General features: G+C 65.3%; 20 protein-coding genes. 5 read left to right on the top strand and 15 right to left on the bottom strand.

Annotated elements, in window-relative coordinates:
* Positions 1-203: 203 nt before the first annotated feature.
* Positions 204-485 (bottom strand): translation initiation factor IF-1, encoded by a 282-nt coding sequence (infA, locus tag ACIGJE_RS07840; protein ID WP_068294521.1) that lies wholly within the window; start codon positions 483-485, stop codon positions 204-206.
* A gap of 37 nt (positions 486-522) precedes the next feature.
* A complete protein-coding gene (locus ACIGJE_RS07835; RefSeq protein WP_311944148.1) occupies positions 523-1833 on the bottom strand; it encodes a DEAD/DEAH box helicase in 1311 nt (436 codons plus the stop codon).
* 143 nt (positions 1834-1976) lie between these two features.
* Here ACIGJE_RS07835 and ACIGJE_RS07830 point away from each other — a divergent pair, with 143 nt between their 5' ends.
* The 4 genes from ACIGJE_RS07830 (at position 1977) to ACIGJE_RS07815 (ending at position 5264) form a co-directional block, all read left to right on the top strand.
* Positions 1977-2129 (top strand): hypothetical protein, encoded by a 153-nt coding sequence (locus ACIGJE_RS07830; protein WP_311944146.1) that lies wholly within the window; start codon positions 1977-1979, stop codon positions 2127-2129.
* 171 nt (positions 2130-2300) lie between these two features.
* Positions 2301-3023, top strand: a complete 723-nt coding sequence (locus ACIGJE_RS07825; RefSeq protein WP_415086754.1) for a tetratricopeptide repeat protein — start codon at positions 2301-2303, stop codon at positions 3021-3023.
* Between the two features lie 183 nt (positions 3024-3206).
* Positions 3207-3554, top strand: a complete 348-nt coding sequence (locus ACIGJE_RS07820) for a tetratricopeptide repeat protein (RefSeq protein WP_415086752.1) — start codon at positions 3207-3209, stop codon at positions 3552-3554.
* Between the two features lie 111 nt (positions 3555-3665).
* Positions 3666-5264, top strand: coding sequence for an inorganic phosphate transporter (locus ACIGJE_RS07815; protein WP_415086750.1), 1599 nt, complete (start codon positions 3666-3668; stop codon positions 5262-5264).
* Between the two features lie 51 nt (positions 5265-5315).
* On the opposite strand, the gene ACIGJE_RS07810 is transcribed toward ACIGJE_RS07815, so the two are convergent.
* A complete protein-coding gene (locus tag ACIGJE_RS07810) occupies positions 5316-6038 on the bottom strand; it encodes a copper homeostasis protein CutC (protein ID WP_415086748.1) in 723 nt (240 codons plus the stop codon).
* The gene (locus ACIGJE_RS07805; protein WP_415086746.1) at positions 6035-6949 is read right to left on the bottom strand and encodes an ROK family protein; all 915 of its coding nucleotides are present in this window, start codon (positions 6947-6949) and stop codon (positions 6035-6037) included. The genes ACIGJE_RS07810 and ACIGJE_RS07805 overlap by 4 nt, the downstream gene beginning before the upstream one ends.
* A gap of 194 nt (positions 6950-7143) precedes the next feature.
* Here ACIGJE_RS07805 and ACIGJE_RS07800 point away from each other — a divergent pair, with 194 nt between their 5' ends.
* Positions 7144-8133, top strand: a complete 990-nt coding sequence (locus ACIGJE_RS07800; protein ID WP_367626804.1) for a LacI family DNA-binding transcriptional regulator — start codon at positions 7144-7146, stop codon at positions 8131-8133.
* Between the two features lie 11 nt (positions 8134-8144).
* Here ACIGJE_RS07800 and ACIGJE_RS07795 read toward each other — a convergent pair whose 3' ends face one another.
* From ACIGJE_RS07795 to ACIGJE_RS07745, 11 genes are all read right to left on the bottom strand, one after another.
* Positions 8145-8936 carry a transporter substrate-binding domain-containing protein gene (locus tag ACIGJE_RS07795; RefSeq protein ID WP_367626803.1) on the bottom strand — a complete coding sequence of 264 codons (792 nt, stop codon included), beginning with the start codon at positions 8934-8936 and terminating at the stop codon, positions 8145-8147.
* A gap of 19 nt (positions 8937-8955) precedes the next feature.
* Complete coding sequence (locus ACIGJE_RS07790) at positions 8956-9873, bottom strand: isoaspartyl peptidase/L-asparaginase (RefSeq protein ID WP_367626802.1); 918 nt, start codon at positions 9871-9873, stop codon at positions 8956-8958.
* 8 nt (positions 9874-9881) lie between these two features.
* Entirely contained in the window at positions 9882-10616 is a 735-nt protein-coding gene (locus ACIGJE_RS07785; RefSeq protein ID WP_415086742.1) for an amino acid ABC transporter ATP-binding protein, read from the bottom strand.
* 1 nt (position 10617) lies between these two features.
* Positions 10618-11289: an amino acid ABC transporter permease gene (locus ACIGJE_RS07780; protein ID WP_311944124.1), complete on the bottom strand. Its 672-nt coding sequence runs from the start codon at positions 11287-11289 to the stop codon at positions 10618-10620.
* The gene (locus ACIGJE_RS07775) at positions 11289-11960 is read right to left on the bottom strand and encodes an amino acid ABC transporter permease (protein WP_415086739.1); all 672 of its coding nucleotides are present in this window, start codon (positions 11958-11960) and stop codon (positions 11289-11291) included. The genes ACIGJE_RS07780 and ACIGJE_RS07775 overlap by 1 nt, the downstream gene beginning before the upstream one ends.
* Positions 11961-12173: 213 nt before the next feature.
* On the bottom strand, positions 12174-13130 hold the full coding sequence (locus ACIGJE_RS07770) for an ABC transporter substrate-binding protein (RefSeq protein ID WP_311944118.1): 957 nt from the start codon (positions 13128-13130) through the stop codon (positions 12174-12176).
* Between the two features lie 182 nt (positions 13131-13312).
* Entirely contained in the window at positions 13313-14215 is a 903-nt protein-coding gene (locus ACIGJE_RS07765) for an OmpA family protein (RefSeq protein WP_415086737.1), read from the bottom strand.
* 11 nt (positions 14216-14226) lie between these two features.
* The gene (locus tag ACIGJE_RS07760) at positions 14227-16950 is read right to left on the bottom strand and encodes a DUF4384 domain-containing protein (protein ID WP_483679726.1); all 2724 of its coding nucleotides are present in this window, start codon (positions 16948-16950) and stop codon (positions 14227-14229) included.
* 10 nt (positions 16951-16960) lie between these two features.
* The gene (locus ACIGJE_RS07755; RefSeq protein WP_415086723.1) at positions 16961-17152 is read right to left on the bottom strand and encodes a hypothetical protein; all 192 of its coding nucleotides are present in this window, start codon (positions 17150-17152) and stop codon (positions 16961-16963) included.
* 10 nt (positions 17153-17162) lie between these two features.
* Positions 17163-18641, bottom strand: coding sequence for a caspase family protein (locus tag ACIGJE_RS07750; RefSeq protein ID WP_415086721.1), 1479 nt, complete (start codon positions 18639-18641; stop codon positions 17163-17165).
* A gap of 8 nt (positions 18642-18649) precedes the next feature.
* Positions 18650-20254 (bottom strand): caspase family protein, encoded by a 1605-nt coding sequence (locus ACIGJE_RS07745; RefSeq protein ID WP_483679723.1) that lies wholly within the window; start codon positions 20252-20254, stop codon positions 18650-18652.
* Positions 20255-20413 lie beyond the last annotated feature (159 nt).

Below are 20413 nucleotides of genomic sequence, written 5' to 3'. Positions count from 1 at the left end.
GGATCTTCCGGATTCGAGGCTGTGCCATCGATGCGGAAGAAGGGCCGGGGGTGGCAAGCCCAAATCGTCGAATGAGCGATATTGAGCGCGGGAAGCCGGCCGGTCTCGCTCCATCACATGGAGCTGAGGAGACCGGCACACCAACCCGGTGCTCCCAGGCTGAAGGCGCCTGAGCGGGCGGGCCCGAAGACCCGCCTTCCCGATCAGCGGCGGCGCATATTGCCGCCACCGCGCTGCGGCGGACGGGGCCCGGACGACGCACGCTCGTCCTTGTGGCGGAAGATGATACGTCCCTTGTCGAGGTCGTAGGGCGACATCTCGACGGTGACGCGGTCGCCCTCGATGGTCTTGATGCGGTTCTTCTTCATCTTGCCGGCCGTGTAGGCGATCATCTCGTGGCCATTGTCGAGCTTCACGCGGAAACGGGCGTCCGGCAACACTTCGGAAACCTCGCCTTCAAATTCCATCAGTTCTTCTTTTGCCATGTGCAGGTCCTATTGAGGGAATGAAAAGGCCGCGCCCTCAGGCGGCGCGACGCTGATTGTTGCGGCCACCCGGACGGCGCGAACGCCCCGAACGCGGCTGGCCTGAATGAGACTTTTCCTGCTGCCCGTTGTTGTTCCGGGGCTTGCCGTTCGGCTTGCCCTGATGCGGGTGGCGGGGACCACGTTCGCCGTGCTTCTGATCGGCTTCGAGCCCCTGCACCGGAGCGGCCACCATCAGCGGCTTCTTGGTCAGGCGTTCGATCGCCTTGAGCTCGTCGCGCTCATTGGGATCGCAGAACGAATAGGCGATGCCGCTGCGCCCGGCGCGGGCGGTGCGGCCGATACGGTGCACATAGCTTTCCGCATCCACCGGCATCTCGAAATTGATGACATGGGTGATGTCGTCGACATCGATGCCGCGGGCGGCGATGTCGGTCGCCACCAGGATGCGCGTGGAACCCGAGCGGAAATCCTCCAGCGCCTTCTGGCGGGCATTCTGCGACTTGTTGCCGTGGATCGCCGCCGAGGGAATGCCGGCCTTGTCGAGATGGCCCGAAACGCGGTTGGCGCCGTGCTTGGTGCGGGTGAAGACGATGACGCGGCTCATCGCCGGATCATTGAGCAGGTGCAGGAGCAGCGAGCGCTTCACCGAGGCCGGCACGTGGTAGACATGCTGGTCGATCTTGTCGACCGTCACCACTTCCGGCGTCACTTCCACATGCACCGGGTTGAGGAGAATCTCCTCGCCGAGCTTCTTGATCGTCTTCGGCATGGTGGCCGAGAACAGCAAGGACTGGCGCTCCAGCGGCGTCTCATCGACGATCTTGAGCACGTCGCGCGAGAAGCCCATATCGAGCATGCGGTCGGCCTCGTCCAGCACCAGGATCTCCACCTTGTCGAGGCGGACCTTGCGCTGCTGCTGCAGGTCGAGCAGGCGGCCGGGCGTGGCGACCAGGATGTCGACGCCGTCGGCGAGCGCCTTGACCTGCGGGCCCTGGCTGACGCCGCCGAAGATCACTGCAATGCGAAAGCCCATATGCACGCCATAGGTGCGGAAGCTCTCGTCGATCTGGATGGCGAGCTCACGCGTCGGCGCCAGGATGAGGGCGCGCACGCCCTTGGGGCCGGCGCCATGGCGCGACTTCGACAGGCGCTGCAGGATCGGCAGCGCAAAGGCGGCCGTCTTGCCGGTGCCTGTCTGCGCCAGGCCCATCATGTCGCGCCCTTCGAGGAGAGCGGGAATCGCCTTGTGCTGGATCGGGGTGGGGTTCTGGTAGTCGGCGGCGTCAAGCGCACGCAAAAGCGGCTCGGCAAGGCCGAGCGCTGCAAAAGTTACTTCGGAAGTCACATCAAATCCTTCATGCCACGCTCGTCGATCGGACGGCAGCGCGGCCACCGTCCGGGTCCGCGATCACAGCCCGTCTTCAGCCGCAATGGCATGATGAAACGGTACGGCGATATCGCGACCCACGCGCGGATGGGAGCAGCGGAATGTTGTTGGGGACGGCCGGGGATGAGGCGCTGCTTCTCAAAAAGCCAAAAACCAGCGCGCCGCGCGAACCCCCGAGCGGTCGTTACACGCGGTTGCTGCGCTTTTTGCAGCGCAAAGTCAAGGAAAAAGCAAACAAACGCCGTATCGCATGAACATTCGAGCCAGGCAAAACGCCTTTCTCGCAATTGTGGGCGTTCCTGCCTGCCCTTCCCTCCCCGAGGACCGCACAAAACAAGGGCCAATGCCCGCTTGCAACCATTTGCCCCGCAGACGATCGAGCCTATAGATGGGAACCGCGTTTATCGCCTCATCGCGACTTCACGATGCTGCCTCTCAAAGCCCTGGTCCCGGCCTTCCTGGCGCTTCATCCGCACGGTCCCGCCAGCCCTCTCGACTGGAAGGCCTGCCGCCAGGGTGCGCCTGACCGCGTCATCATCGCCTGCACCTCGATCGTGGATCTCAGCGGCGTCAACGACGCGGCCAGGGCTGTCGCCCTGATCGCGCGCGGCAGTGCTTATGCCGCGAAGAAGCAGCCGGCCCGGGCTCTGGAGGATCTGCGCCAGGCCACGCTGCTCGATCCACGCAATCCCGACGGATTCTACGCCCTTGCCGGGCTCTATGGACGCCAGGGCGATCTCGAACAGGCCATCCTCGCCTATGACAGCGTGATCCGGCTCAATCCCAAGCATGTGCTGGCCCTGACCTCGCGGGGCTATGCGCGGGCCAGCCGCCGGGAGTTCGATCTCGCCATCGCCGACTATGACCGTGCGCTGAAGTTCAATCCGCGCCATGCCGAAGCGCTGCGCCTGCGCGGTGCCGTCCACGGCCTCATGGGCGACGATGCCGGCGCCATCGCCGATCTCGACCAGGCCATCGGGCTCGACGGCAGCAATGCGCTGGCCTTTCTCAACCGGGCAGGCGCCTATCGCAAACGTGGCGATTTCGAACGTGCGCTGGCCGACTACGATCGTGCCCTGCAGCTCAAGCCCGGCCTGCCGCAAGCCATCGCGGGGCGCAAGCTGGCCCTCGAGCGCCTACGGAACTGAGAGCGTCCAAGCTGCGAATTTCGTCCCCCGGCCCTCTAACGCAACGTCATGGACATTCCCTAACGTTGCTGTTCATATACGCTCAGATTCTTTCGAGCGTGACTCGGGACCCTGCGGCGGATGAAGGAGGGCTTCGCCGTACTCCCGGTAGGTGCCACCGAGATGCAAGGGCGTTCCGTCAGCATGTCCGAATCCGAAACCACGCCAGCCGATGCCGGCCCGGCAAAGTCCGACGACCGGGACCTCGACAGGGTCATCGCCGAGTTCAGCCAGACCATCGATCGCAAGCCCGACGCCGTCGACACCTTGTACGAACGGGCTCTCGCCTATCACCACAAACGGGCCTTCCCCCAGGCGATCGCCGATTATGACAGGGTAATCGCGCTCGACTCCGGCCATGCCGATGCCCTCTTCAAGCGCAGCATCGTGCATCGCCAGCTCGGCGCCTTCGACAAGGCCACTGCCGATTTCGACCGGGCCGTACAGCTGCTCTGGCGCCGGCAGGTGTTTTCCCCCGCGAAAGAGGCCTGATGGGGCCCTCTTCTTCCGTACCCGCGGCGCCAGATTAACATTTTGTCATCTAAGCTTCACGAACCCCGCCTAAGGGTCGCCAGACCATGGAAACACGGGGGTGTTTTGGAGATGACGGACGTTACATCGGGCCAAAGAAGCGGTCATCCGCTCGACAGGCCAAGCTCTCTCGGCAACCTGCCCAATATCGTGATCGCCTTGATCCTGCTCGGGGGCCTGGGCTATGTCTGCTACGCGCTGGTCGCCGATCTTACCGGCGCGGTGGCCGTGCCCTGGATCCTGCTCGGCCTCGCCTTGCTGATTGCGCTCGGCTTCGAATTCGTCAACGGCTTCCACGATACCGCCAATGCGGTGGCGACGGTGATCTACACCCATTCGCTTCCCGCTGAATTCGCGGTGATCTGGTCGGGCTTCTTCAACTTCCTCGGCGTGCTCACGGCGAGCGGTGCGGTGGCCTTCGGCATCATCTCGCTGCTGCCGGTAGAACTGATCATGCAGGTCGGTTCGAGTGCGGGCCTGGCGATGGTGTTCGCACTTCTGATCGCCGCCATCGTCTGGAACCTCGGCACCTGGTATTTCGGCCTGCCGGCCTCGAGCTCGCACACCATGGTCGGTTCGATCATCGGCGTCGGCCTCGCCAACCAGTTCCTGGCGCCGGCGGGCTCCGCCACCAGCGGCGTCGACTGGTCCCAGGCCAAGAATATCGGCCTGTCGCTGCTGATCTCGCCTCTGTTCGGCTTCTTCCTGGCCGGCGCCCTGCTGCTCCTGATGAAAACCGTGGTGCGCAACAAGGCCCTCTATGTCGAGCCGAAGGGCAACAACCCGCCACCGCTCTGGATCCGTGGCCTGCTGATCCTCACCTGCACGCTGGTCAGCTTCTTCCATGGCTCCAATGACGGCCAGAAGGGCATGGGCCTGATCATGCTGATCCTGATCGGCGTGGTGCCCACCGCCTTCGCCCTCAATCGTACGCCCCACATCAACTATCTCGAGACCTACAAGGCTGCGTCGGCCGCAGCCGGTTCGGTGCTGGGCAACTACATCAAGCCGGGCGTGACGGTTGCTCCTGCCGATGCCAAGGCCAAGGTCGCCGAGGCGGTGCGCACGCGCAACTGGAGCGACGAGACGACGCCGGCCCTGAAGATCTTCATCGAACAGACCACCTCCCAGCTCTCGCCCTACGGCTCGGCCGCGGCGGTGCCCGCGGGACTGGTCTCCAACACCCGCAACGACATGTATCTGATCGGCGAAGCCCTCAAGCTGATCGATTCCAAGAAGCTGCTGCCGGTGTCGGATGCCGATCTGAAGACGATCAAGACCTATCACGTGGCCACCGACAACACGACCAAGTTCATCCCGACCTGGGTGAAGGTCGCCATCGCCCTGGCCCTCGGCCTCGGCACCATGGTGGGCTGGAAGCGCATCGTGGTGACTGTCGGCGAGAAGATCGGCAAGACCCACCTGACCTATGGCCAGGGTGCCTCGGCCGAGATCGTCGCGGCCGCGACGATCGGCGCTGCCGACTATCTCGGCCTGCCGGTCTCCACCACCCATGTGCTGTCGTCGGGTGTCGCCGGCACCATGGCGGCCAATGGCACGGGGCTGCAGATGTCGACAGTCCGCAACCTGATCATGGCCTGGGTGCTTACCCTGCCCGCTTCGATGGCCCTGTCCTTCGTGCTCTTCGTGGTGCTACGCCAGATCATCTAAAGCGGCGCATCCCGTTCGCTGGAATGGCCGCCTTCGGGCGGCCATTTCTTTTTAGACCGACGACATCGCCGCGCGGAAAGCGCGGACCATTTCGACTTGGGTCTGGCGCCGCCCGCCCACCGCAAAGCCGAGGCGAATGGCATCGGCGCTCCAGGGTTCCCCGGCAGCCGAACAGGAGCTGTGCACTTCGACAACGGGCAGGGCCGCCAGCAGCGCGGCAATATTGGCCGGCGTCAATCCCGAGCCCGGCATGATGCCGATGCGGCCGCCGGCTGCCCGATGCAGGCGCACCAATTCGTCCAGCCCCGCGGATGCGGTCAGCGCCCCTCCCGACGTCAGAATGCGCTCGAAGCCGAGCGCGATGGCCGTCTCCAGCGCCGCATGCCGGTCCGGCACCAGATCGAAGGCGCGATGCAGCGTGCTGCCGAGCTCTCGCGCCTGTCCGCGCAAGCGCGTCAGCAGGGCCTCGTCGAGCCTGCCATCGGGCAAGGAGGCGCCCAGCACCACCCCGGCGAGCTCCGCTCCACCCACCGCCTCGATATCGGCCAGCATGAGTTCGCCTTCCCGGACCGAGAAGACGAAGTCGCCGGCCCGCGGCCTGACCATGGCATAGACAGGGATCGGTGCCTGCGCCGCCAAGCGCATCAGGCCTGATGACGGCGTCAATCCGCCAAGCTCGAGCGCCGAGCACAGTTCGATGCGATCGGCGCCACCCTCGATCGCGGCCTCCAGGCTATAGGCGTCGGCAACGCAGACTTCGAGCAGGGCCGTCATGCGCGTTCTCCCTGATGGGCCAAGAGGGCCGCGCCAATCAATCCGGGCTCCGCCGCCAGAAGACTCGGCACCAGCAGCGGCCCGGCGGTCCGCCGCAGGATTCGGCGGCGTACGGCCTCGTCCAGCCTTGATATCAGTTCCGGCACGCTGGCGAGGCCGCCGCCGACCGGCACGATATCGGCGCCGACGATATTGACGGCCAAGGCCAGGGGGGAGGCGACGAGATCGACCTGGCAGGCCACCGTGCGCGCCGCGGCGGCATCGCCGGATCGCCAGGCCGCGATGATCTCGGTACTGTCGCGCTCCTCGTCGGTGAGGTGGCGATGCAGCCTCTCGAGGCCGCGCGCGCCCCCCACCGTGTCGACACAGCCCTTCTGGCCGCAGCCGCAGGCAAAGCGTGGAATCGCGACCGGCGGATCGCCCGCCTCGGTCGCCGCGACCGGTCCATGCCCCCACTCGCCCGCAAAACCGCCAGCCCCGGCGAGGATCCGCCCGTCGATGACGAGGCCGCCGCCGATGCCGGTGCCGATGATGATGCCGAAGACGATGCGATGCCCGCGCCCGGCCCCCTTCACGGCTTCGGCGAGGGCAAAGCAATCGGCATCGTTGGCGACGTGCACAGGCACGCCAAGCCGCTCGGCCAGGTCGGGAGCGAGCCGCCGCCCATCGATGCAGGGAATGTTGGCACAGGTGATGATCTCGCTGCGGGGATCGACGACGCCGGTGATGGACAAGGCGATGACATCCCCTGCCCCGGCTCCGCCTTGCCGCCTCAGATCCGCAAGCACCGCTACGAAGGCCTCGAAATCGCCGAGCGGCGTCGCAACCCGCGCAAAGGGCCTGATCTCGCCTCGCGGCGAGGCGATGGCCGCCTTGATGGCGGAGCCGCCGATGTCGAAGCAGATCGTCATTGACAGAAGGGACCTTCCAAACCGTTGTTTCCTGTATTAGGGCGTGGCGTCAGCTATGATTTCGCACTCCCATGGAGCAAAGCGCGTTTACACACCGACGCTGCGTTGCTCTGACTCTTTGGTTCGACGCGTCTTTGCGATTCTTGGCCACGCCGCCAAATCGCAAAACGCTTTGGAGGAGCTTATAAGGCCGCATGAGGCGCAAGGCAGCACCGACCATCAGCGACGTGGCCGCGCTTGCCGGCGTTTCCAGGGCCGTCGCCTCGCGCGCACTCTCCGCCTCCAAGCGGCCGGTGTCCGGTGACAAGCGCGACCGCGTCCTGGCCGCTGCCGCCGAACTCGGCTACCGCGTCAACCTCCTGGCACAGAGCCTGACGACCAAGACCGTCAATCTCGTCGCCGTCCTGGTCAACCACATTCACGACCTTTCCGACCTCGATCTGTTCGATCTGCTGCTGGCCGAGATCCAGGCGGGCGGCCGGCAGGTCATCCTGGTGCGGGTCGGCTCTACCGACAAGGTCGAGGAATTCCTGCGCCAGGGCGTGGCCTATCATGTCGACGCCGCCCTGGTATTCTCCGATTTCGCCGATGCCGCGACGGTGAGGCGCATGTTCCGCTCCGATCTGGTGATCATGCTCAACGGACGCCACGATCATCGCTCGCCCGCCATCATCCCGGACGAGGCCGTCGGCATCGGCCAGGCTGTCGCGGATGCCGCCGCGAAGGGCGTGAAGCGTGCCAGCCTTGTCACCGGGCGCGCGAGTTCCCTGGTTGAGCAGGCGCGCATCGGCCTTTATCGCCGAGCCTTCCAGTTCCACGACATCCAGCTGCTGCGAACCTGGCAGGGCGACTATTCCTATCGTTCCGGCCACGCCCTGGCACCGGGTCTGCTCGATGGTGGCCAGCCCGACGCCGTTTTCTGCACCTCCGATGCCATGGCGATGGGCATCCTCGACGTCTTTCGGACGGATTTTCCAGACAATCGGCCGGCGCGCTTCCGCCTCTACGGCTTCGACAATCTCTCGCTGCTCGATTTCGAAGCCTATCCGATCTCCTCGATCGGCTATGACAAGGCCGCCTACGTCGCCCGCATGCTGCGCCTGCTCAACGAACCGCCGGCCGGCGAAGGCACGTTCGCGCCGGAGCTGGTGCCGACCCGCTACGTGCCACGCCTGACGGGGTGATAGCCGCCCCCTCACCAAAGAGGGGTCAGCTTGGGCGGATTGGCCTTCTCGCCCCACCACTTCTTGTAATTGGCCTCATAGGCGCCGGACTGGATATAGTCGGACACGAACATGTCGAGCCAGCGCACGAATTCGGGATCGCCCTTGGCCACCGCAATGCCGATGGGATCGTTGGAATAGAGCCCCGGCAGTGTGACCAGCGAGGGATTCTTGGTGGCGAGATAGTCGAGTAGGGATGAATCCTCGATCGCCGCATCCACGCGCTTTTGCTGGAGCTGCAGCACGCCATCGGGCGCGAACTGGTCGACATAGACGAGATTGGCGGTCGGCACCGCCTTCTTGAGGAAACTTTCGCCGGTGGTGCCGCGCCCCACCACCACGGACTTGCCGCCGAGATCTTCCAGCTTGGTGATGCCGGCATCGGCCTGCACCAGGATGCGTAGGCCCGCCCGGTTATAGGGAATGGAGAAGTTCACCGTCTTCGCCCGTTCCAGCGTGGCCGAGGTATTGGCGACCACGATGTCGAGCTGTCCGGAGACCAGCATCGAAATGCGGGCGTCGCCGGAGACATCGGTGAATTCCACCGGTACGCCCAGTTTCTCGGCGAGAAGATTGGCGACGTCGACGTCGTAGCCGACCGGATTGTTCTGGGCATCGCGGAAGCCGATCGGCTCGCCGCCCAGCGAGACGCCGATGCGCACGCTGCCGCGCGAACGGATGTCGTCGAGCTTGCCGGCAAATGCCGGCAGGGCGGCGCAGGCGGCGATCGCCAATCCCAATAATGCAGACAGAATCTTCTTCATGATTGTGCACTCCCCTCTGTCAGATTGTTCTTGCTGGCCGGAGCTCGGGCTCGGCCATGGTATCGTCCCACAGCCAGTAGCGGATCTCGCCCTCGCAGCGGAAATTGACAACCTCGTGGCGGCCCTGGGCATCGGCCGCATGGATGACCACGCCGCCGAGAAAGCCCTCGCGGAGCTCGGCGAGCTCCTCCACGGCGAGATCGACAGCCTCGCGCAGCGAGCGGCCAAGCTTGAGGGCGAGCACGATGGTGCGCGCGGTGGCGCAGCGCATGGTCATCTCGCCGGTATGGGTGCAGGCGGCGGCGCCGTAGCGGCTGTCGGCATAGAAGCCGGCGCCGGGAATGGGGCTGTCGCCGAGGCGGCCCGGATATTTCCAGGCCCAGCCCGAGGTCGAGGTCGCCGTGTGGCTGCCGCGCCTTGCGTCGGTGCTGAGAAAGACGGTGGTATCCCTCACTCGCTCCGGATCTGTGATCGCATGCGATAAAGGCGCGAGCGGTATATCGGGAAAGCGAGCCAGCTGCTCGGCTTCGAGCTCGACTTCGAGGCGTTCGCGCCAGACGCGCCTGGAATCGTCGATCAGCACCTCATCGACGGAGAAACCGATTTCACTGGCAAAGCGCCGGGCGCCCGCTCCTGTCAGCATGACATGGGGCAGGCGTTGCATCACCGCCTGGGCCAAGGCGGCGACCGGGATGGTATCGGGCACGGCGCCGACCGCCCCCACCTCCCTCGTGGTGCCGTTCATCACGGCGGCATCGCATTCCATTACGCCAAGCATGTTGGGCCAGCCGCCATAGCCAACGCTGCGCACGCGCGGTTCCGCCTCGACCTGCCCGATGCCGGCAACCATGGCATCGAGGCTATCGGCACCGGCCCGCAGCATCTCGACCGCGAGCGGGAATCCAGGCCAGGCTTCGGCATTGGCAAGGAGCAGCATGATGGAGCCTAATCTTTCCGCATTTTCGAAAGGAATTGCGCGATGCGCGGATGGTCGCGCCCGACTTCGGGAGCAAAAAAGGCTTCCGTCGGCAGGTCGACCAGCAACCTTCCATGTTCGAGGAAGACGATGCGATCCGAGATGCGCCGGGCGAATTCCACCTCATGGGTGACGAACAGCATGGTGGTGCCGGTGCGGGCGAGCTTGGCCAGGATGGTGAGGACCTCGGCGGTCATTTCCGGATCGAGCGCGCTCGTCACCTCGTCGAGCAGGAGATAGCGCGGGTTCATGGCGAGCGCCCGGCAGATGCCGACACGCTGGCGCTGGCCGCCCGAGAGCTGGGCCGGAAAGGCACCCGCCTTGTCGCCCATGCCGACCTGCTCCAGCAGGACGATAGCGCGGTGCTCGGCTTCCACCCGAGCCTGGCGCAGCACTTCCAGTGGCGCCAGGGTGATGTTCTGCAGCACGGTCAGATGCGGATAGAGATTGAAGAGCTGGAACACGGTCGCCGAACGCTTGCGCGCCTCGACGAGGTCGCGCGGCCTGGACACGTCGAAATCGTCGATGGTGATGCGGCCGGCGTCGAGCCTCTCCAACCCGTTGATGCAGCGGATCAGGGTGGACTTGCCCGAACCGGACGAGCCGAGCACGGAGACGACCTGCCCCGGCTCGATGGCGAGGTCCACGCCGTCGAGCACCCTATGTGCGCCGAAATCCTTGCAGACTTTCTCGACTTTCAGCACGTCAGATACCTCTCCAGGCGCTATGGGCCCTGAGCCTCGTCTCGTAACGCGCACCCAGCCAGGCCAACGTCTTAGCCGCCGCATAGTAGAAGAGGCCGACCACGCTCCACACCACGAAGGGCTTGAGCGTGCGCAGGTTGAGGATGTTGCCGACCTTGGTCAGGTCCATCACCCCGATCACCGAGATCAGCGAGGTGACCTGGAGCTGGTTGACCAGGAGCCCGGTCAGCGGCCCGATGGCGAAGGCCGTGGCCTGGGGCGCCACCACATGCTTGAGCACCTGCCAGCGAGAGAGGCCGAACACCCTGGCGGCTTCGAGCTGGTCGCGCCCCACCGCGTCGATCGCCGCCGTGGCGATCACATAGACGAAGGCGGCCGTGTTGCCGGTCAGGGTGATCGATGCCGCCGTGACGGGCGTGACGTTGATCTTCAGGAAGGCCGGCAGGCCGAAGAAGACCAGGAAGAGCTGCACGAGGACGGGCGAGTTCTTCAGCAATTCGGTCACGGCCGTCAGGACGGGGTTCAAGCCGGGCAGACGATAGAAGCGCAGCCCGGCCAGCAAGGCGCCGAGCGCGAGCCCGGCCAGCGTAGTGCCGGCGAACAGGCCGAGGGAAACGCCCAGCCCCTGCACCAGCAATACCAGGTCGTAGGGCGTGAATTCGGTGTAGCGCATCAGCGGACCGCCTCCATCATGTCGCGGTTGAGGCGGCGATGGATGAGGCTGATGGCGAGCGAGATGAGGTAGGTCATGGCGGCATAGAGGACGAGCAGCGCCGCATAGACCTCGAAGGGGCGGAAGGTGTTGGAGGCCACGATCTTGGCCGTGCCGGTCAACTCGTTCAGCGTGATGACCGAGAGGATCGAGGAGGTCAGGACCAGATTGACGAAGACCGAGCCCAGCGGTCGGATCGAGGTGCGCAGGGCGATCGGCATGACGATGCGGGTGAAGATGGCGCGCTTCGACAGGCCGCTCACTTCCGCCGCCTCCAGGATGCCGCTGTCGATGGCGAGAATCCCCGAGCGGATCACGTCGGAGGCGAAAGCGCCGCCGGCGATGGAGAGCGCGATCACCCCTGTGGCGAAGGCGTTGAGATAGATGCCGATCTCGGGCAGCCCGTAATAGAAGAAGAAAAGCTGCACGATGAAGGGGATGTTGCGGAAAAGGTCGACATAGACGAAGGCAACCCGCCGCAACCAAGGCGAGGCCGACGTGCGCGCGATCGCCACCAGCGCCCCGCAGACGAGGCTGCCGGCGAGAGCGAGGACACAGGCCTCCAATGTCAGCAGCGCCCCCTGGGCGAGGAAACCGACATAGGGCGTGAGGATGGCGAGATCGAAGCGCATGCCCGCTTCTTTGCTAAGTGAAACCGGTTTCACTCTGTGTTACGAACCCGGTGGTGTCAAGGAGCCGAGACGAGAGCGCCGGTCCGGGAACGGATATCTCAACGACATGCCACATGTCGCGATAGGCGCTCCCGGGTCTTGTTTTCGGGAAAGGAAGAGCGGACGGAGCGACAGGAAGTTCTGTCGCCAGGATGTCCGCTCCCGGGATATCGCTCAGCGAGCGGCTTCCCAGCCCTTGTAGTTCGCCAGATTCTCGCTGGTGATCAGCACGGGATCGAGCAGGATGACGTTCGGATCCGGCTTCTTGCCATCGACAATCCCCGCCGCCAGTTCCAGCGACTTGCCGGCCATGGCATAGGGATCCTGCGACGCAGAGGCCTTGATCATCGAGGTGCCGCTCTTGAGCTGGACCTCGATATCCGGGGCGCCATCGACGCTGGTGATGAAGAATTCGCTGCGGTTGAGCTGCTTGGCGGCGAGTTCGACGCCGATGGCAGTGGGGTCGTTGATCGCGAAGACGGCGTCGACTTTCTGGAAGCGGGTGAGCAGGCTCTGGGCGATGGCAAGCCCGCCATCGCGCGAGCCCTTGGCGTCCTGGTCGTCGGAGAGAATCTTGATGTCGGGGCTCTTGGCGAACACCTCCTTGCAGCCCTTGACGCGATCGGTCACCGAGGAGACCTGCGGCCCGTTGACGATCAGGACACTGCCTTTGCCCTTGAGCTGGTCGACGATGTACTGGCAGGCTTCGGAGCCAGCCTTGACGTTGTCGGTCATCACCGTGACATCGGCGCCAGCCGCGGCGACGTCGAAGGCCGCCACCACGATGCCGGCAGCCTGTGCCTTCTTCACGGCCGGCAGGATCGCCTGCGGATCGACGGCGTTGAGCATGATGACGTTCACACCGGCGGCGATGAAATTGTCGATCTGGGTGAACTGCTTGTTGAGGTCGTAATCGGAGGAAACCGACGTTACTTCGGCGTTGGGATTGATGGCCTTGGCCTTGTCGGTAATGCCCTTGATCGTGGCGACGAAGAAGGGATTGCCGAGCGAACCGACCGAAATGCCGACCTTCTTCAGGCTCTGGGCCGATGCCGGGCCGGCAAGCCCCAGCGCCAGGGCCATGGCGGCCCCCGTCAACGCGGCGCCTGCAATGCGACGTGAAAACTTCATATGGCTCTCCTCTGGAAACCCTTCCTCCTCCTGCGGCCTCTGAACCGTCAGGGAGGCAAAAGGTCCGGGAGCACCGGTCCAAAGTCAAGCGTACCGGCGGGGTGGACAGCGAAATAATCGGACAAATGCAAGACCGAGCTGCCGGCGCCGGCTGCGGGGCCCGTGGAGGCCCCACCGCTCCGTCACTTCACCTGATATTCCACCCGGCGATCGAAGGAATAGAGGTCGTCGCGGCTGTATTTGGAGCGATCGTCCGCCGCGAAGGGGTCGCGGGCACCGCGGCCTTCCACCCGGATCACCAGGGTCAGGCCGCGATGGCGCAGGGCGTCGGCCACGGTCCGGGCTCGGGCCCGCGACAGGTCCATATTATATTGGGGATCGCCGCGCTCGTCGGTATGGCCGGTCAGGATCACCGCGCCGGCGCTCTGGGTCTTGAGGAAATTGAAGAGGTCGTCCACGGCCTTGTCGCCGTCAGGCGTCAGCACCGCCTCATTGGTGTTGAAGCGGATCGGCACCGGCACGGACACCGCGGTGAAATTGCGGAAGGTCGGCACCATCACGCCTTCGGCCTGGCCCCGTACGCCGCGCGAGGAAATATAGCTGGGCGCGAGCGACTTGGCCTGATAGGCGCGCTTGGCCAGATATTCCTCGATCTCGCGTGGCGGCGCCTTGGGCACGTCCTTGACGTTGCGGATGTCGTTGATGGCCGCTTCATAGGCCTCCACCGCGGCCGGATAATCCTTGCCGTCATATTTGACGTCGCCCAGCGCCATCGCCACCTGCCAGGGCCGGGCGATCGCCGCCGCACTGGCAACGGCCTGCGAGCTGTAGCCTCCCCCCGCCTGTTCGCCGCCGAGCAGGACGGCAAGGGCGATCGAGCGGCGTGCCTTGGCGACATAGGCGCTGTCGCAGGTCGTATCCTTGGCGATCGCATCCGCCAGCGCCGGCAGGGCATCGGCCTTGCCGGCCCCGATCGCCGCCTTCACCTCACCATCCAGGCTGGCACAATCGGCCAGGGCTGCGCTTGCCGCCGCTAGGCCGATGGCCGTGGCGGCGCCGAGCTTCAGGATGAAGGAGACGCCCATTCTCACCTCCCTCAACGCACCGGGATCACGATGGCAGTGGACGCGACCGACTGCTTGGCGGCGTCGGGAGCGCCGGGTGCCACCTTGTTGCCCAGGGCCTGCTGGATCTTGGCGAACTGGGCCTGCTTGCGGCTGTCATTGTCAAGGCCGGAGGCTTGCTGGCGGTCCTCATTGGCTTCGACGATGATCTGGCGGGTCAGGCCCTGCTCGAAATTGGGGATCGAGGCAAAGCTGTTGGCCACCGGATCGACCGTCGTGCCGGCGATGCTGCGCGTCGCATTACCCACGCGGCAGACAGCCACCACCTTCTCCTGGCCGGGATCGCGCAGCTTGAAGGCGAATTTCGAGCCGGAACCGCCCAGCACCACCCGCTCTCCCGCCCGAACCGCATTTTCGGTCTGGAACTTGTTGGGAAAGATGATGGTGCCGGTGCCCATCTTGTCGACATTCACCACGAAAAGGTTGCAGTCACGGGTGGAGATCACCTGCAACACCGCCTTGTCGCCGATGTTATAGGCGCTCTTGTCCGAGGTCAGCTGCAGATCGAAGGAACCGCCGGACGCAGGCTTGTCGATCGGCGGCGCCACGGCCTGGGCACCTTCGAGCTTGGAGGTATCGAGCACACGATCCTCGGTGGCGCCTTCCACGAATTTCAGGAAGAGCTGCTCGAACTGGTCGCGCGGCACGATGCCCTGCTCCAGGCGCCGCATCAGGGCGATGGCCTCGGGACCGGCGTCGATGAAGCGCTGCTTGAACTCTTCCGGCGGATAGCCGTATTCGGCAGCAGCCCGGCGCAGCGAAAGGTCGTCCTCATAGCGCTTGAACAGGGCATTGGTCATCTCGACGCCGGCCAGCTTGAGCGTGGGGTCGAGGCCGGCCCGCTTCATCGCAGAGTTGAAGCGCTGGAAGTCGTCCTCGATGATCGCATCCATCTTGGCATTGTCGGGATAGAGCGAGGCGACGGTATCCCGGATGTCCTTGGAGAAGGAACGGTCGGCGGTCACCGCCTTGCGCACCTCGTCCTTGGCCTTGCGCATGCCCTGGTCGTGGCAGCCCATGCAGGAAATGCCATTGGTGACCGAAAGGTCGCGCCGCGAGGGATCGCGCACGATCTGCGTCGGTCCCTTGTCGAGGCGCTCGCCGTTGGACTTGTTCAGGTAATAGCCCTGGAAGCCGTTGGGCAGGGAGAAGATGCTTTCGCCGCCATCATGATGGAAGCCGTTGGCGATGCCGTCCTGCTCCGGACCGAGCGGATGCAGGAACAGGCTCTGCTTGCCCTTCGAACCGGCGAAGTCGTAGGAGGTCCAGAAATAGCCGGTGCTGATGGGATGGCGTTCGATCAGGCGGTTGTTCTGCGACACGCCCGACTTCTGGAAGCCGGCACGTTGGGCAATGAACTTGTTGATGTTGTCCGCCATCGGCACGCCGAGCTTGTCGGTCAGGCCGGGAAAGTCGTTGGGCAGCTGCAGCAGCGTGTCATAGAGCGGGGGCTGGGAGGCCGTGAAGGCAAACCAGTCGCCACGCACATAGGGCAGTTCGGTATTGGTCTGCTGAGCGATGAAATCGTAGGCCCGCACATCCGGCTTGGCGGCGTAGGGATAGTTGGCGAGCACCGTGTTCCAGTCGCTTTCCTGCCAGCCCAGGTCCTCGAGATTGACCGCCACAATGGTCTTGGCCTCGTCGACGGTGGCGAGCTTCACCACGTCGGAACGGCGGCCGAGGCCGTTGATCAGCTTGACCAGGCCCTGGCGATAGACGTTCATCGCTTCGTCGCTGGCACAGGCATTGTAGAGATTGGTCAGCGTGAAATAGCGCATGCCGCGGACGCGATGATCGTCCTGCTTCTGCAGGTCGGCCGAGATCGCGGCGACGATGTCCTCGGACGTGACGAATTTGCGCCCGGTGCAGGCGGCGGCCTCCTGGTCGCCGGTGGCCTTGATCCAGGTGCGCAGCGCCTCGATATCCGCCGTCGTGACTTCCGGTTTCGTGGTGTCGAACTCGTAGTTCACGTCATACGGCATCTCCTTGTTGAGCACCTGCTGGAACAGCTTGGAGCCCTCGGGATTGCCGGCCTGAACGAGATGCGGATCCGCGGCGATCTCGTCCAGATGCAGGATATTGCCGAAATTCTTGGCCGGCTTCTCGCGGTTGAGCATGCCGTTCTGGTGGCAGCGCGAGCAATGCTTGTCCAGGACGTCGAAGGCGGCCTTGGCGATCGGATCGCTCGGCACCTTGATGTCGGCGGGAATGCCTGCGGCTGCGGCCGGGGCGGGTGCAGGCGCAGGTGCCGCCGGGGCGGGAGCCGCCGCCGGGGTCGGTGCCGGGGCAGGCGCCGGCTCTGGAGCCGGTGCGGCAGCAGGCGCGGGAGCCGGTGCGGCAGGTGCAGGAGCGGGAGATGCTGCCGGAGCGGGAGCGGGAGCCGGGGTCGCGGCAGGGGCAGCGGCCGGTTCGGGTTCGGGCTCGGGCTCCACCACCGGTGCGGCAGGCGCCGCCGCAGGTGCCGGCGTGGGCTTGGGCGCCTCGGGTGCGGCTGCGGCCGGCGCAGGGGCAGGAGCCTCGGCCTGTGCCGGAGCGGCCGGCTTGGCGGTTGCCGGCGTCTCGGCGGCCGCAGGAGCGGCACTGTTCTGGGTGCTGGTCTGGGCAAAGACCTGCGAGGTCGAGGCCGCCAGCCCCACCGTCAGCAGGGCGCCCGCGACCATCAGGCCGGCGATGCGCAAGGGATTGCGGTAAAACATGACGGTCTCCTCACGGGACGATTTGGCGGAAGGGAGCGGCGAAGCCGCGCCCTCCGAATTGCTTGTTGGCCTGGGCGTCTGCCGCCTGCCCGGCAAGGACGAGCCAGCGGCCCGAACCGGGCAGCGCCCTGCCGGTCGACGGTTTCGGCCGCATGATCGCTACCATCGGACCGGCGGTAAAGTCGTTCTGGCGGCAGGTCATCGCGAACTCCTCACGGCACGATTTCATAGCGCATGGTCGCGACGGAGCGTCCAACCGCCTTGGCATTGGCCTTGACACTGTCCGCATTGGCAGGCCTGGCAAGGCTGTCGGCAAGTTCGGGCAGCACCTGGTCATTGACTTCGTCCTGTGGGATCACATCGATCTTGCGCGTGACGAAGCCTTTCGACAGCTTCAGAGGATCGATCGCAACCAGCGCCAGGACTGTACCTTTTGTCACAGAGGTCGCATCGAAGCGCATGCCGTAGCTGGCATCCGGCACCATGATCGGGCTGCCCGCACGGATGCGGCCATCCTTGCCGTGGGCGGCGGCGATGGCATTGGGGAAGAGCTGCACCACTTCACCCTCGTCGGAGACCGACAGCAGGATCAGGAAGCCGTCCTGCGACGAGGTCACCTTGAAGCGCATGTCCTTGGTACCCAAACGCACGGGCGAAGGTGGAATCTGTTCGACGCTGACGCTGTCCGACAGTTTGGCGCCCAGCAGGTCGAGGATCTTGTCTGCCGTCGGCTTGCCCTGGTTGAGCGCCTCGCCACTGCCTGTCTTGTCGGCCGCGACCTTGAGGGCAGCGCCCTCCCCCGACAGCATCGGCGTCAGGCCCATCTCGCAACGGTCGCGATGACGCCCGCAATAGGCCGAGGATTGCGCCCTGACATAGTCGAGCAGTTCCTGGTTCGAGACGGTGCCGTTGCCATTGGCGTCGGCCAGTCCCTTCTCGATGCCATCGGCAAAGGCCGTGGTGAAGACGCCGCGATAGGCAGGTGCGGCTTCCTCGTCGACCAGGGCGGTCTGGGCGGGCGAGACCGCCTGCCACTTGACGAAATCCGCTCCTGCCGGCTCGGGGGCGGCCACCGGCTCCTCACCGAGCGCGGGCTCGACCACGATCGAACGGGTGGAGCCATCGAGCTGCGGCGAGCGGGCCGCCGGGTTCCCCCCGACGCTGGCTTCCACGCTGATCGCCCGCGTCACGGTGCCGGCATGGCTGGAATCGATCACTTCCGTGATCCGGCGGCCGGCAAGCCTGCCGAGCTGCCGGTCGATCTCGTTGCGACTCAGCGCATTGCCGAAACCGCCCGGCTTCGTGGTGGCGTCGAACGGCAGAAGAATGTCCTCGCGCCCGCCGCCCGTCTTGGCGGACTGGCCCTGGCCGGCGAAATAGAAGAACACCCGCTCGCCCGGCTTGCTGCGGCCAAGCCAGTCCTGCAGGCCGGTGCGAATGGCCGCCGTGGTGGCCCGATCGTCGACGAGGAGCCGGATGTCGTCCTGGCCGTAGCCGAGCGTACCCGTCAGCAGGGCCTGCATGCGCAGGGCATCGGCACGGGCGCCGCCCCCGAGCTCGGCCGAAAGCTTGCTTTCCCGATAGGTGTCGATGCCGACGATCAGGGCCTTGTCGGCCAAGGCCGGGCCGGCGGTCACCAGGGCCGCCAAGCCCGTACCGATCAGGCCCGTAGCGATCTGGAGGTGCCGCATGAAGCGCATCATGGCGTCCCCGCGCTGGTGAAGACATTGGCGATGCCGACCGTGACCGACTGGCCGCTAAGGGCGTTCTTCAGCGTGTCGGGCAGGTCCTGGGCAGCCTGCGGGCTCGACAATTTCTGCAGGGCGGTATGCAGCTGGTCCAGTGGCTGGTCGGACAGGATGGCGACCAGATGCTCGGCACCGAAAGGAGGATCACGCACCTGCAGCGGCAGGGTGAACGGCTTGTCGCTCCAATCCTCGTCGCGTTCGGCCTGGGAGGTCGGATAGAGGAATTCGACCTTGCCGTTGGGCGGCAGGTTGAACAGCGTCATGAAACGGTGGTTGGAGGCGGCGAGGCCCACCGTCAGCTTTTCGCCGCGGTTGAAGGTACGCGAGCCGCCCGCCACTTCGAAAGGCTGGATCGAGCCCCCCGCCATGGCCTGCAGGAAAGAGATCGCACGCCATTTGGCGACGATGCCGCCGAGACCGGAAGGCTGCACGCCCTCTGCCACCACGCCGGCCACGCGCTTTTCCACCGTGCCGGCCGCCGCATCATAGACGAGATCGGCCCCGGCCTCGTCGCTCACCAGCGTCGCGCCAGGGGGCGCTTCGGCGAGGTTGCCATTGCGCACGGCGAGCTTGAGCTGGGTATTGGCCGCGACCTGTTCGGCAACGGCGATCGCCTTCACGATATCGTCCTGGCTCCCCGCCGGGCCGGCCGCGACGGAGCGGAAGACGGGAATGTCGCGGCTGATATCGGGGAAGGACTGCGAGACCTGCTGGCTCTGCGTCGCCTGCAGCACGAAAGCGCGCACGAAGGCGACGAGTTCCTTCTCGGTGGTCACGCCGTCATGATTGGCGTCCGCCTTGCCCTCCAGCGCACGCGAAAAGGCATAGGACAGGGCGCCGCGCGGCTGGCCGTCGATCGCCACCTCCGGCACCAGCTTGTCGTCGGCAACGCCCGCCAGGAAGGTGAACGGATCATTGGCGGCGATCTTGGTGGAGACGTCGGGCACGGGCGGGGCGAATTCCAGCAATTCCTCGCGCGAGATCTTGGCCTGGGGCGTCGCTCTGTAGGTCAGGCCCAAGGTGACCGAACGATACATCGTGCCGGAGTTGCAGGCATCGATGACGACGATGGGATAGACCTGCCTGGCCGCAGCCTGCTTGAGCAGTACGGCCATTTCCTTGTCGACGATGCGGTTGAGAGCGCCTGGCAGCTTGGGGGCGAAATCCGTCATCACCAGGATGTTGTTCAAGCCGTCCGGTGAATCGGGATCGTTCGGCTTGCCTGGCTCGCGCGAGCCATGGCCGGCATAGGTGAAGTAGAAGGTGTCGCCGGGTTGGGCCTGATCCATCAGCTCCTTCCAGGCGGCCAGGATATTGGGCTTGGTCGCCTGCTTGTCCGTGATCAGGGTCAGCTTCTTGACGCCGGCCTTGGTCAGCGCCTGGGCGATATCCTTGGCATCGTTGACGGCGCCGTGCAGGGAGTTGATCGGCGCGTCATAGGCGTCGATACCCACCACCAGCGCATAGGAATCGGCAGCCAGCACCGGTGAAGCGAGAACCAGCCCCGCCCCGGTCAGAACCGCCCTGATCGACGTCAGTATTCTCGGCGCTCGCACCACGTGTCGTCCCTGCCTGAAGCAAAGCGCGCTTATGAAAAACGCCGCCTGGCTCTTACTCTTTGTTTTGACGCGCTCTGCGTGATTCCTCCGGGACAGGAGCGCCCCGCCCCGGAAAACCTGCCCGGAGCGCGGTCCTGTCAATTGATCGGACCGCCC

It is taken from the genome of Labrys sp. E2SS-1L, assembly GCF_057073705.1.
This window is presented reverse-complemented; position numbering and strand designations above follow the sequence as displayed.

Coding starts and splice junctions, on each gene's coding strand:
- ACIGJE_RS07750 (WP_415086721.1), bottom strand. CDS start 18,641: ATGCGGCACCTCCAGATCGCTACGGGCCTGATCGGTACGGGCTTGGCG.
- ACIGJE_RS07765 (WP_415086737.1), bottom strand. CDS start 14,215: ATGGGCGTCTCCTTCATCCTGAAGCTCGGCGCCGCCACGGCCATCGGC.
- ACIGJE_RS07780 (WP_311944124.1), bottom strand. CDS start 11,289: ATGCGCTACACCGAATTCACGCCCTACGACCTGGTATTGCTGGTGCAG.
- ACIGJE_RS07810 (WP_415086748.1), bottom strand. CDS start 6,038: ATGACGGCCCTGCTCGAAGTCTGCGTTGCCGACGCCTATAGCCTGGAG.
- ACIGJE_RS07795 (WP_367626803.1), bottom strand. CDS start 8,936: ATGAAGAAGATTCTGTCTGCATTATTGGGATTGGCGATCGCCGCCTGC.
- ACIGJE_RS07820 (WP_415086752.1), top strand. CDS start 3,207: ATGTCCGAATCCGAAACCACGCCAGCCGATGCCGGCCCGGCAAAGTCC.
- ACIGJE_RS07815 (WP_415086750.1), top strand. CDS start 3,666: ATGACGGACGTTACATCGGGCCAAAGAAGCGGTCATCCGCTCGACAGG.
- ACIGJE_RS07805 (WP_415086746.1), bottom strand. CDS start 6,949: ATGACGATCTGCTTCGACATCGGCGGCTCCGCCATCAAGGCGGCCATC.
- ACIGJE_RS07760 (WP_483679726.1), bottom strand. CDS start 16,950: ATGTTTTACCGCAATCCCTTGCGCATCGCCGGCCTGATGGTCGCGGGC.
- infA (WP_068294521.1), bottom strand. CDS start 485: ATGGCAAAAGAAGAACTGATGGAATTTGAAGGCGAGGTTTCCGAAGTG.
- ACIGJE_RS07800 (WP_367626804.1), top strand. CDS start 7,144: ATGAGGCGCAAGGCAGCACCGACCATCAGCGACGTGGCCGCGCTTGCC.
- ACIGJE_RS07790 (WP_367626802.1), bottom strand. CDS start 9,873: ATGCTGCTCCTTGCCAATGCCGAAGCCTGGCCTGGATTCCCGCTCGCG.
- ACIGJE_RS07755 (WP_415086723.1), bottom strand. CDS start 17,152: ATGACCTGCCGCCAGAACGACTTTACCGCCGGTCCGATGGTAGCGATC.
- ACIGJE_RS07770 (WP_311944118.1), bottom strand. CDS start 13,130: ATGAAGTTTTCACGTCGCATTGCAGGCGCCGCGTTGACGGGGGCCGCC.
- ACIGJE_RS07825 (WP_415086754.1), top strand. CDS start 2,301: ATGCTGCCTCTCAAAGCCCTGGTCCCGGCCTTCCTGGCGCTTCATCCG.
- ACIGJE_RS07775 (WP_415086739.1), bottom strand. CDS start 11,960: ATGCGCTTCGATCTCGCCATCCTCACGCCCTATGTCGGTTTCCTCGCC.
- ACIGJE_RS07830 (WP_311944146.1), top strand. CDS start 1,977: ATGTTGTTGGGGACGGCCGGGGATGAGGCGCTGCTTCTCAAAAAGCCA.